Source organism: Massilia sp. NBRC 108631 (assembly GCF_059704565.1).
Genome location: NZ_BAAKJE010000275.1, coordinates 1 through 11,762, shown reverse-complemented (window position 1 = coordinate 11,762; position 11,762 = coordinate 1). Strand labels below are relative to the sequence as shown.

Annotated in this window: 8 protein-coding genes and 1 rRNA gene; 7 read left to right on the top strand and 2 right to left on the bottom strand. The window is 63.3% G+C overall.

What is annotated here, in order from left to right; all coding sequences use genetic code 11:
- Nucleotides 1-91: ribosomal RNA gene (gene rrf / locus AC6H42_RS30670) — 5S ribosomal RNA — on the top strand; the annotation flags it as partial.
- Between the two features lie 158 nt (nucleotides 92-249).
- On the top strand, nucleotides 250-1,977 hold the full coding sequence (locus AC6H42_RS30665) for a M4 family metallopeptidase (protein ID WP_497549699.1): 1,728 nt from the start codon (nucleotides 250-252) through the stop codon (nucleotides 1,975-1,977).
- Between the two features lie 65 nt (nucleotides 1,978-2,042).
- On the opposite strand, the gene AC6H42_RS30660 is transcribed toward AC6H42_RS30665, so the two are convergent.
- Nucleotides 2,043-2,588 carry an acyloxyacyl hydrolase gene (locus AC6H42_RS30660; RefSeq protein ID WP_057152615.1) on the bottom strand — a complete coding sequence of 182 codons (546 nt, stop codon included), beginning with the start codon at nucleotides 2,586-2,588 and terminating at the stop codon, nucleotides 2,043-2,045.
- 133 nt (nucleotides 2,589-2,721) lie between these two features.
- On the opposite strand from AC6H42_RS30660, the gene AC6H42_RS30655 reads away from it, so the two are divergent.
- Complete coding sequence (locus AC6H42_RS30655) at nucleotides 2,722-3,618, top strand: NAD(P)-dependent oxidoreductase (RefSeq protein ID WP_267877818.1); 897 nt, start codon at nucleotides 2,722-2,724, stop codon at nucleotides 3,616-3,618.
- A gap of 10 nt (nucleotides 3,619-3,628) precedes the next feature.
- On the opposite strand, the gene AC6H42_RS30650 is transcribed toward AC6H42_RS30655, so the two are convergent.
- Nucleotides 3,629-4,825, bottom strand: a complete 1,197-nt coding sequence (locus tag AC6H42_RS30650) for a M20 aminoacylase family protein (RefSeq protein ID WP_057152619.1) — start codon at nucleotides 4,823-4,825, stop codon at nucleotides 3,629-3,631.
- A gap of 150 nt (nucleotides 4,826-4,975) precedes the next feature.
- Between AC6H42_RS30650 and AC6H42_RS30645 the strand changes: the two genes are divergently transcribed.
- The 4 genes from AC6H42_RS30645 to AC6H42_RS30630 all read left to right on the top strand — a co-directional run.
- Complete coding sequence (locus tag AC6H42_RS30645; RefSeq protein WP_497549698.1) at nucleotides 4,976-7,063, top strand: molybdopterin-containing oxidoreductase family protein; 2,088 nt, start codon at nucleotides 4,976-4,978, stop codon at nucleotides 7,061-7,063.
- Between the two features lie 33 nt (nucleotides 7,064-7,096).
- Nucleotides 7,097-8,200 carry an aminopeptidase gene (locus AC6H42_RS30640; protein ID WP_229417996.1) on the top strand — a complete coding sequence of 368 codons (1,104 nt, stop codon included), beginning with the start codon at nucleotides 7,097-7,099 and terminating at the stop codon, nucleotides 8,198-8,200.
- Between the two features lie 177 nt (nucleotides 8,201-8,377).
- Nucleotides 8,378-10,075 (top strand): long-chain fatty acid--CoA ligase, encoded by a 1,698-nt coding sequence (locus AC6H42_RS30635; RefSeq protein WP_057152624.1) that lies wholly within the window; start codon nucleotides 8,378-8,380, stop codon nucleotides 10,073-10,075.
- 75 nt (nucleotides 10,076-10,150) lie between these two features.
- Nucleotides 10,151-11,762: long-chain-fatty-acid--CoA ligase (locus AC6H42_RS30630; protein WP_497549697.1), on the top strand; the 1,612-nt coding region annotated here is incomplete at its 3' end.

Here is an 11,762-nt window from a genome sequence, read left to right as displayed (position 1 = left end):
TCCCACCCCTTCCCATCCCGAACAGGACCGTGAAACGATTTTGCGCCGATGATAGTGCTGCAACCAGTGTGAAAGTAGGTTATCGTCAGGCTAGTTATATAAAAAAGCCCACCAAGTGATCTTGGTGGGCTTTTTTCATTTTTGTCCCATTTGAGACACTTTCCACCAAAAAGTCTCATTTCCCGCCTTTTTTGACTCCCCCTGAACGGATGGGCTAACTTTCCTCTCCTACCAACCTGGGAGATAGAAATGGCACTTCGTACGACCATGCTAGCCGCCGCCGTTGCAGCGTCGCTACTTTCCACCGCCCACGCCGCCCCCATCATGGGCGAGCCGGCGTCGTTTTCCCCGCAAGAAAAGGCCCGGCTGATCAGCACGCTGAACGGCGAACGCGGCAAGCACGGCCTGGATACCGATCACGGCTTCGTCATCGGCAGCCAGCATCCCGGCGCACGCGGCCATGCCATCAGCCGCCTGAACCACACCTACAAGGGCGTGCGCATCTTCGAATCCGAGTCGGTGGTGGTGTCCGATGCCGGCGGCAACATCCTCAGCGAATCGATCGCGGACCGCCGCGGCGCGCTGTCGGCCAAGCGCATGGACATCAAGCCGAAGCTGCATGCCCAGCAGGCCGTGGACGTGGCGCTGCGCCGTGTCGGTCCGTACGGCGTGGCGATCGACCCGCCAAGCGCCGAGCTGATCATCTATCCCGTCATGAAGACCGTGCGCGCACCCGGCGCGGAGAACAAGGCGGAAGCCGAGCTGAATGCCACTGACGTCACCGAGGTGCTGGACGGCTACAAGCTGGCCTACCTGGTGCAGACCCGCATGGCCAACGGCAACAAACCCGTGTTCCACAACACCATCGTCAACGCCCAGGACGGCAGCGTGATCGAGCAGTGGAACATGCTGCAAACCGTGATCGGTACCGGCAACAGCCAGTACAACGGCGCCGTGCCTATCAACACCACCCTGAGCGGCACCACCTACAAGATGGTGGACGGCTCGCGCGGCACCGGCGGCACCTTCGGCGCCATGGCCATCACCAACGCCAACCACACCACCAGCGCCGGCAGCGTGTACACCAATTCCAGCAACACCTGGGGCGACGGCCAGCAGTACATCGCCGGCGGCAGCACCACCAACGCCAATGGCCAGACCGCCGCCGTCAACGCGCTGTGGGGCTTGATGAACACCTACGACATGCTGAAGAACGTGCTGGGCTGGCAGTCGCTGGACGGCAACAACACCTCGACCTACATCGCGGCCCACGTCAACACCGCCTACGACAACGCCTACTATTCCGACGGCTGCAAATGCATGTACATCGGCGACGGCGGCAGCTACTTTAACAACCTGGGCTCGATCGACGTGATCGGGCACGAGATGGGCCACGGCGTCACCGCTGCCACGTCCAACCTGAACTACCGGGGCGAATCCGGCGGCCTGAACGAGTCGAGCTCGGACATCACCGGCGAAGCGGTGGAAGCGTATGCGCGCGCCGGCGGCAGCGGCGCCGCGCTGCCGTCGCCTGGCGCCAACGACTGGATGATGGGCAAGGAAATCGCCAAGGATGGCCAGCCGCTGCGCTGGATGTACAAGCCCAGCAAGGACGGCAGCAGCCCGGATGCCTGGAGCACCTCGCTCAAGCGCCTGGACGTGCACTACAGCAGCGGCCCGAACAACCGCATGTTCTACTTCCTGGCCAAGGGTTCCAGCTCGAGCGCCGGCAGCGAGTACTACAGCAAATACCTGACCAAGGCGCCGTTGGCGATGACCGGCATCGGCCTGGACAAGGCTTACCGCATCTGGTTCAAGGCGCTGAGCACCAAGTTCACCTCCTCGACCAACTATGCGGACGCGCGCCTGAAAGTGCTGGCTTCCGCGCAGGAGCTGTATGGCGTCAACAGCGCGGAGGCCAAGGCCGTGCAGCGCGCTTACGCGGCCATCAACGTGGGAACGGACGTGGCCGAGTAAGCCATCGGCGGGACGAAAAAAAACCTCCGCAGTGTGAACTGCGGAGGTTTTTTCTTGCGTGCGGATTAGTAGCGGTAGGCCAGCTTCACCACGGCGTAGTCGACGCCGCTGTTCGGCTTCTTGATGCCGCCGTTCGAGAAGTGCTGGATCTTGGCGGCCACTTCCCAGTGGTTGTCGAACACGTAGCCAACGCCGATGTGGTCGCCGAACTGGAAGGCGGTGGAGAGCTTGTCGTCGTTGTTGTTGTACAGCTTGGACAGCAGGTGCACGCCGATGCCGCCTTCAACGTAGAAACCCTTCTTGTTGTCGGCGCCGTAGCGGAACACGGGCGTGAAACCGACGTCCACCAGGTCCTGGTGCGCGCCCGGCACATTGTTGGCCATCTTGCCGCGCCACGCGCCGAAGCTGGCGTCCCAGTAACCGCTCAGGCTGGTGCCGTTGGATTGGAACCACTGCTTGTTCCAGTCGGAAGTGGCGCCGATGCGCGCCATCTGGATCTTGGAGGCGCTGGCGTATTCCACGTAGGACGTATCGATCAGCTTGTCGTCGGCAACTGCGGCTTGCATTGCCAGAATTGCGGCGGCCGCCGCGAGGATTTTTTTAGTTTGCATGGCTTCTTTCAGAGTCTGCGCTATATGTCGAGTTATATAGCAGTACTTCATTCTACCGAGATTCACAAAATCGTTCAGGAGGCGCTACTATTCTTACGACATCCTCAACATTGTTCACTCAGGAGTAGTCCCATTGTCAACGCAAATTTCATTCCTTGGTATCGGCTTGATGGGAGAGCCGATGGTGCGGCGCCTGCTGCAAGCCGGCTTCCCCGTCACTGTCTGGAACCGCACGGCCAGCAAGGCCGAACCGCTGGCTGAATTCGGCGCCATGCCGGTGGCCGAACTGGGGGACGCTGTCAGCTCTGCGGACGTGGTGATCTCCATGCTCGAGGCCGGGCCCGTGGTGGGCCTGGTGATCGATGCGGCGCTGCCCTCGCTGCGGCCGGGCGCGCTGTGGATAGACATGAGCTCCACCCGTCAATCCGAGGCGCAGGAGTTCCACACGCGGCTCACGGCGGGCGGCTGCCGTTTCGTGGACGCACCGGTGTCCGGCGGCGTGGCCGGCGCACAGGCGGGCACGCTGGCCATCATGGCGGGCGGCAATGCGCAAGACTATGCGGACGCCGAGCCGGTGTTTGCCGCCATGGGGCGCTGCACGCTGGTTGGACCGGCTGGCAGCGGGCAGGTGTCCAAGCTGTGCAACCAGCTGATCGTGGGCGGTACCATCAACATCGTGGCGGAGGCGCTGCTGCTGGCACAGGCGGCCGGCGCGGACCCGGCTGCGGTGCGGGCCGCGATACGGGGCGGTTTTGCCGAGAGCAAGGTGCTGGAGGTGCATGGACAGCGCATGCTGGAGCGCAATTTCATGCCGGGCGGGCAGGTGCGCACGCAGCTCAAGGACCAGCACAACATCCTGGCCGCCGCGGCTGCGGCGGGCGTGCAGTTGCCGGTCACCGACCTGGTGACGCAGCGCTATGAGGCGATTGTGGACATGTTCCCGCAGGCGGATCACTCGGCCGCGCTGCTGGGGCTGGAGCAGCTCAACACCGGGCAGCGCGTGGGGAACGGGCCGGACCAGTTGCCCTAACGCGCCGCTCTCAGCGCGCCAGCGGCAGCGCCGTTTCCGCCAGCCGCACCCAGAAGCTGGCGCCGATGGGCAGCAGGTTGTCGTTAAAGTCGTAGCTGCCGTTGTGCAGCACGCAGGGACCCAGGCCGTGGCCGCCGTCGCGGTGGTCGCCGTCGCCATTGCCGAGGAAGATGTAGCAGCCCGGCTTTTCCTGCAGGAAGAAGGCGAAGTCTTCCGCACCCATGGTCGGCTCGACCTGCTCGTCCACCTGGTCGGCGCCGGCCACTGCCTTCATCACTTCCACCGCGAACCGGGTTTCCTTCGCATGGTTCACCAGCGGCGGATAGTTGCGCCTGAACGCAAAATCGACTTCCGCATCGAAGCCCGCCGCGATGTTCTCGGCCAGCAGCCGCATGCGCTGCTCGATCAGGTCCAGCACCTCGGTGGTGAAGGTGCGCACCGTGCCCACCATCTTCGCCTCGTCCGGAATCACGTTGGTCGCGCTGCCGGCGTGGATCTGGGTGATCGACAGCACCGCCGTGTCGAGCGGGCTCTTGTTGCGGGTGACGATGGTCTGCCAGGCCTGCGCGATCTGCACTGCCACCATGATGGGATCGATGCCCTTGTGCGGCTGGGCCGCGTGGGCGCCCTTGCCGCGTATGGTCACATGAAACTCATTGCTCGACGCCATCATGGGGCCCTCACACACGCCGAAGCTGCCGGCCGGCATGCCCGGCCAGTTGTGCATGCCGTACACCGCTTCCATCGGGAAACGCTCGAACAGGCCGTCCTGGATCATGCGGCGCGCGCCGGCCCCGCCTTCCTCGGCCGGCTGGAAAATCAGGTACACGGTGCCGTCGAAATCGCGGTGCTGCGCCAGGTGGCGGGCCGCGCCCAGCAGCATCGAGGTGTGGCCGTCGTGGCCGCAGGCGTGCATCTTGCCTTCGTGCTTGGATGCATGGGCGAAAGTGTTGATTTCCTGCATGGGCAGCGCGTCCATATCGGCGCGCAGGCCGATGGCGCGCTCCGAGGTGCCGCTCTTGATAATGCCGACCACGCCGGTCAGGCCCAGGCCGCGCACGACGGGGATACCCCATTCGGTCAGCTTGGCAGCCACCACGTCGGAGGTGCGGACTTCCTCGTAGCAAAGTTCCGGGTGCGCGTGCAGATCGCGCCGGATCTGCTGCAACTCGGATTGAAACGCAATAATCGGTTCTACAAGTTTCATTCTGGGCTCTCCAGTATTTTATTCTTGCTTGCGTCTTTGTAAGACGCCGTGCGCTATAGCGGTATAGCCATTGTAGCCTTTGCCGCCGCCGGATGGGGTAGCGCGGAATCGTTTACGATAGTGGTTTCGATGTTTGTTCCTGGACCCGCCATGACCTCCACCAGCCACGTCCGTGCCGCCTGCCCGCACGATTGCCCCGACACCTGCGCCATCATCGTCACCGTCGAAGACGGCGTCGCCACCGAAGTGAAAGGCGACCCGGACCACCCGCCCACCGGCGGCGTGCTCTGTACCAAGGTGGCGCGCTACACCGAGCGCACTTACCACCCGGACCGCCTGCTGCGTCCGCTGCGCCGGGTCGGCAAGAAGGGCGAGGGCAAGTTCGAGCGCATCAGCTGGGACGAAGCGCTGGACGCCATCGCCGCCAAGCTGAAGCCTATCGTGGCGCGCGCACCGGAAGCGCTGCTGCCCTACAGCTACGCCGGCACCATGGGCTTGCTGCAGGGCGAATCCATGGCAGGACGCTTCTTCCACACCTTGGGCGCCTCGCAGCTGGACCGCACCATCTGCGCCACGGCCGGCGCCACCGGCTACAAATACACGGTGGGCGGCTCCACGGGCACCGACCTTGAGCATTTCCAGGACGCCAAGCTGATCATCATCTGGGGCGGCAATCCCATCGCTTCCAACCTGCATTTCTGGACTCGCGCCCAGGCCGCCAAGCGCAACGGCGCCAGGCTGATCGCCATCGATCCCTACCGCTCGCTGACGGCCGAGAAATGCCACCAGCACATCGCCCTGCTGCCCGGCACCGACGCCGCGCTGGCGCTGGGCATGATGCATGTGCTGATCGCCGAAGACCTGCTGGACCACGATTACATCGCCGGGTATACGCTGGGCTTCGAGCAACTGAAAGAACGCGCCGCCGAATGGACACCCGAGCGCACTGCGGCAACCTGCGGCATCACGGTGCAGGAAGTGGTGGAACTGGCGCGCCTGTACGGCGGCATGGCGAAGAACGGCGAGCCGGTGGCCATCCGCACCAACTACGGCGTGCAGCGCGTGCGCGGCGGCGGCATGGCGGTGCGCAATATCGCCTGCCTGCCGGCGCTGGTGGGCGCCTGGCGCCACGCGGCCGGCGGCATCCAGCTGTCTTCCAGCGGCTCCTTCCCGGCCAACAAGGCCCTGCTGCAGCGCACCGACCTGCTGCAGCGGCACGCCAAACTGCCGCGCACCATCAACATGAGCACCATCGGCGACGACTTGCTGCGCCCGGCCTCGCCTGAATTCGGCCCGCAGGTGGAGGCGGTGATCGTGTACAACTCCAACCCGGTGGCGGTGGCGCCCGATTCGGCCAAGGTGGCGGCCGGCTTTGCGCGCGACGACCTGTTTACCGTGGTGCTGGAGCACTTCCAGACCGACACCGTGGACTACGCCGACATCGTGCTGCCCGCCACCACGCAGCTGGAACACGTGGACGTGCACACGTCTTACGGCCACCTGTACATGATGGCCAACAACGCTGCCATCGCGCCCATGGGCGAAGCCAAGCCGAACACGGAAATCTTCCGCCTGCTGGCCGCGCGCATGGGCCTGGACGATCCTGTTTTCCATGAGAGCGACGATCAGCTGGCGGCGCAGGCTTTCAATACGAAAGACGCGCGCGCCGTCCATTTCGACTGGGAGTCGCTCAAGCAGAAAGGCTGGCAGCGCCTGAACATGCCGGCCGCGCCGTTCGCGCAGGGCGGCTTCCCCACGCCGTCCGGCAAATGCGAGTTCTATTCGGCGCAGATGCTGGCCGACGGCCTCGATCCGCTGCCCGCATATATTGCGCCGTACGAGTCGCGCGCCAGCAATCCGGCGCTGGCCGCGAAGTACCCGCTGGGCATGATTTCTCCGCCGCAGCGCAACTTCCTGAACTCCACCTTTGTCAATGTGACCAGCTTGCGCGCCACCGAGGGCGAGCCGCAGCTCGACATGCATCCGGACGACGCGGCGCAGCGCGGCGTGGCGCACGGCGAAATGGTGCGCATATACAACGATCGTGGCTCATTCGTATGTAAATTGCGCGTCACCGACAAGGCCCGCGCGGGGCTCGTGGTGGGCCTCTCCATATGGTGGAAGAAGCTCGCCGGCGACGGCAAAAACGCCAACGAAGTGACCAGCCAGCGGCTTACCGATATGGGCCGCGCGCCGACTTTTTACGATACACTGGTCCAGGTAGAGAAAGCGGCGTGAGAGTGAAAAATGCGCAAATTTGCCCGACAGCTAATGCGTGCCAGGTTCTGGCTGGCGGCGGGCGCGTGCGCATTGATGCTGGCTGGCTGCGCCCAGTTTAAATACTACTTCCAGGCCGCGCAGGGCCAGTACGCGCTGTGGTCCGAAGCGCGTCCCATCGAAGACTGGCTGGGCGATCCGGCCACCGACGCCAAGCTCAAGGCGCGCCTGGAAAAGGCGCTGCTGATACGCCGCTTCGCCGTCAAGGAGCTTGGCCTGCCGGACAACGCCAGCTACCGCAACTACGCCGCCCTGAACCGGCCTTATGTGCTGTGGAACGTGGTGGCCACGCCGTCGCTGTCGCTGCGGCCCATCCAGTGGTGTTTCCCGATTGCCGGCTGCGTCAGCTATCGCGGCTACTACAGCAAGGAGGACGCCGAAGCCTACGCCGACGAGCTGCGCAAGGAAGGCAACGACGTGCAGCTGGGCGGCGTGCCGGCCTATTCCACCCTGGGCTGGTTCAGCGATCCGCTGCTGTCGTCCTTCATCAACTATTCCGACGCTGAACTGGCGCGCATGGTGTTCCACGAGCTGGCGCACCAGGTTGCCTACGTGCAGGGCGATTCGCGCTTCAACGAAGCGTTCGCCACGGCGGTGGAGGAAGCCGGCGTGCAGCGCTGGCTGGACATGTACGGCAACCCCGCCATGCGCGAAGCCTACGAGCGCTACAGCGTGCGCCGGCGCGACTTCCTCGACCTGCTGGTGCGGCACCGCGCGCTGCTGGCGTCGAACTATGCGCGCAAGGTCAGCGACAAGAAGAAGCGGGAAGAGAAACTGCGCATTTTCGCCGCGCTGAAAGAGGAATATCAGTTGATGAAAGTCAACAGTTGGGGCGGCTACGCGGGCTATGATCGTTTCTTCGCCGAACCATTAAATAATGCCCACCTTGCCTCTGTTGCAACTTACAATGATTTTTTACCGGGCTTCCGCGCCTTGCTGGCGCAGGAAAAGACCTTCCCGCGCTTTTATGCTGCGGTGCAAGGCATGTCGACCTTGAGCCTGCAGGAGCGCCAGGCCCGCTTGCTGCATCTGGGACAGCCGCCGCCACCCCCACCCGATACGGTCGCTACGCAATCGCTAGCGTCGCCGGAACACTGAACTCTGCTGCGCTGCAGCAGGTTGCGTCTGCGCATTACTTCGTAGAGCAGGGGTTCAAAATCTGCAAAAGCGCTTGCATACTAGCGTGGCGCCCGATAGCATCTTACTCAGTTTGTGTACGAGCGTACTATTTTTTGTTTGCCCCCCAAAAAAACATATCAAGAGACGAGGCACAGGATGGAAAAAATTTGGCTGCAGTCGTACCCCCCCGGCGTTCCAGCGGAGATCGATCCGAACCAATATCGTTCGCTGGTGCATTTGCTGGAAGAGTCCTTCCAGAAGTACGCGGACCGCAATGCCTACGTCTGCATGGACAAATTCCTCACCTATGCCGAACTTGACAGCTATTCCAAGCGCCTGGGCGCGTGGCTGCAAAGCCGCAGCCTGAAAAAGGGCGCGCGCGTGGCGGTGATGATGCCCAACGTGCTGCAATACCCGATCGCCATCGCCGCCATCCTGCGCGCCGGCTATACCGTGGTCAACGTCAACCCGCTGTATACGCCGCGCGAGCTGGAGCACCAGCTGAACGACTCCGGCGCGGAAGCCATCCTGATCCTCGAGAACTTTGCCACCACGCTGGAACAGGTGCTGCCGCGCACCAAGATCAAGCACATTGTGGTGGCCAGCATGGGCGAAATGCTGGGCGGGCTGAAGGGCGTGATCGTCAACTTCGTGGTGCGCAATGTGAAGAAGATGGTGCCGGCCTTCTCGCTGCCGAACGCGGTGCGTTTCAAGGACGCGCTGTCGCAGGGCGCGGGCATGAAGCTCACGCCGGTGGAGCTGAACGCGTCCGACGTGGCCTTCCTGCAGTACACGGGCGGCACCACGGGCGTGTCCAAGGGCGCCACGCTGACCCACCGCAACATCGTCGCCAACCTGCTGCAGAACGAAGCCTGGGCCCAGCCGCGCCTGAAGACCTTGCCGGCCAATGAGCCGCTGACCATCGTCTGCGCGCTGCCGCTGTACCATATCTTCGCGCTGACGGCCTGCGCCATGTGGGGCATGCGCATGGGCGCGATGAACATCCTGATCCCCAACCCGCGCGACATCGGCGGCTTCATCAAGGAACTGTCCAAGTACAAGTTCAACATGCTGCCGGCCGTGAACACGCTGTACAACGCGCTGGTGAACCATCCCGAGTTCAGCAAGCTGGATTTCTCCGGCGTGGTGATCTGCAACGGCGGCGGCATGGCGGTGCAGCAGGCCGTCAACGACAAGTGGCTGAAAGTGACGGGCGTGCCCATCATCGAAGGCTACGGCTTGTCCGAGACCTCGCCGACCGCCACCTGCAACCGCGCCGACGGCACGGCCTTCACCGCCACCATCGGCCTGCCGGTGCCGTCCACCGACATCGCCATCCTGGACGACGACGGCAAGGAAGTGCCGCTGGGCCAGCCGGGCGAGATCGCCATCCGCGGTCCGCAAGTGATGGTGGGCTACTGGAACCGTCCGGAGGAAACCGCCAAGGTGATGACGCCGGAGGGCTTCTTCAAATCCGGCGACGTCGGCGTGATGGACGCCAACGGCTACGTGAAGATCGTCGACCGCAAGAAGGACATGGTGCTGGTGTCCGGCTTCAACGTGTATCCGAACGAAGTGGAAGGCGTAATCGCCGGCCATCCGGGCGTGCTGGAATGCGCCTGCATCGGCGTGCCGGACGAGCATTCGGGCGAAGCGGTGAAAGTGTTCGTGGTGCGCAAGGACCCGAACCTGAGCGTGGAGACCCTGATGGCCTACTGCAAGGAAAACCTGACCGGCTACAAGAAGCCGAAATACATCGAGTTCCGCGACGAGCTGCCGAAGACCAACGTCGGCAAGATCCTGCGCCGCGTGCTGCGCGACGAAGTGGTGGGCGAGAAGAAGAAAGCGGCATAAGCCCACTGGCCACAGGCACAACCGCCTGCTGGCCAGGCGGTTTTTTTATCGAATAATGTTTGAGCGAGGCTACTGATGGACAAGATTTGGTTGAATTCCTACCCCCAAGGCGTACCTGCGGAAATCGACAACACGCAATACAGCTCGGTAACGCATTTGCTGGAGGAGTCTTTCCGTCAGTTTGCCGACCGTAACGCCTACGTGTGCATGGACAAGTTCCTGACCTACCGCGAAGTGGACCAGATGTCCAAGCAGATGGGCGCCTGGCTGCAAAGCAAGGGACTGGAAAAGGGTGCGCGCGTGGCCATCATGCTGCCCAACGTGCTGCAATATCCGGTCGCCATGGCGGGCATCCTGCGCGCCGGCTACACGGTGGTCAACGTCAACCCGCTGTACACGCCGCGCGAACTGCAGCACCAGTTGAACGACTCCGGCGCCGAAGCCATCATCGTGCTGGAGAACTTTGCCACCACGGTGCAGCAGGTGCTGTCGGCCACCAAGGTCAAGCACGTGATCGTGGCCAGCATGGGCGACCTGCTGGGCGGCCTGAAAGGCGCCATCGTCAACTTCGTGGTGCGCAACGTGAAGAAAATGGTGCCGGCCTGGTCGCTGCCGGGTTCCATCAGCTTCAAGAAAATGCTGGCCGAAGGCGCGCGCCTGACGCTCAAGCCGGTGCAGCTGGGCCACGAGGACATCGCCTTCCTGCAATACACCGGCGGCACCACCGGGGTTTCCAAGGGCGCCGTGCTGCTGCATCGCAACGTCATCTCCAACGTGCTGCAGAACGAAGCCTGGCTGGGCCTGGACACCAGCGGCAAGCAGGTGGTGTTCGTGTGCGCGCTGCCGCTGTACCACATCTACTCGCTCACCATCAGCGCCTTCATGGGCATGCGTTTCGGCGGCTTGAACATCCTGGTGCCGAACCCGCGCGACATTCCCGGCTTCGTCAAGGAACTGGCCAAGTATCCGGTGGTGGTGTTCCCGGCTGTAAACACGCTGTACAACGCGCTGCTCAACAACCCGGACTTCGCCAAGCTCGACTTCTCCAGCTACAAGGTATGCAACGGCGGCGGCATGGCGGTGCAGCAGGCGGTGGCGGACCGCTGGCTGAAGCTGACCGGCACGCCTATCATCGAAGGTTACGGCCTGTCCGAAACGTCGCCGGTGGCGACCGCCAACCGGGTCGACATCAAGGAGTTTACCGGCACCATCGGCCTGCCGATCCCGTCGACCGAGATCAAGATCCTGGACGACGACGGCGTCGAAGTGCCGCTGGGCCAGCCGGGCGAGATCGCCATCCGCGGCCCGCAGGTGATGGCCGGCTACTGGCAGCGTCCGGACGAAACGGCCAAGACCATGACGGCCGACGGTTTCTTCAAGACCGGCGACGTCGGCATCATGGACGAGCGCGGCTACACCCGCATTGTCGATCGCAAGAAAGACATGATCCTGGTGTCCGGCTTCAACGTCTACCCGAATGAAATCGAAGGCGTGGTGGCGGCGCACCCGGGCGTGCTGGAAGTGGCCTGCATCGGCGTGCCGGACAAAAATTCCGGCGAAGCGGTCAAGCTGTTCGTGGTGCGCAAAGACCCCAACCTGACCGCCGAAGCCATCCAGGAATTCTGCAAGCACGAACTGACCGCCTACAAGAAGCCGAAATACATCGAGTTCCGCGACGAGCTGCCGA

Coding starts and splice junctions, on each gene's coding strand:
- AC6H42_RS30665 (WP_497549699.1), top strand. CDS start 250: ATGGCACTTCGTACGACCATGCTAGCCGCCGCCGTTGCAGCGTCGCTA.
- AC6H42_RS30650 (WP_057152619.1), bottom strand. CDS start 4,825: ATGAAACTTGTAGAACCGATTATTGCGTTTCAATCCGAGTTGCAGCAG.
- AC6H42_RS30635 (WP_057152624.1), top strand. CDS start 8,378: ATGGAAAAAATTTGGCTGCAGTCGTACCCCCCCGGCGTTCCAGCGGAG.
- AC6H42_RS30645 (WP_497549698.1), top strand. CDS start 4,976: ATGACCTCCACCAGCCACGTCCGTGCCGCCTGCCCGCACGATTGCCCC.
- AC6H42_RS30640 (WP_229417996.1), top strand. CDS start 7,097: ATGCGTGCCAGGTTCTGGCTGGCGGCGGGCGCGTGCGCATTGATGCTG.
- AC6H42_RS30660 (WP_057152615.1), bottom strand. CDS start 2,588: ATGCAAACTAAAAAAATCCTCGCGGCGGCCGCCGCAATTCTGGCAATG.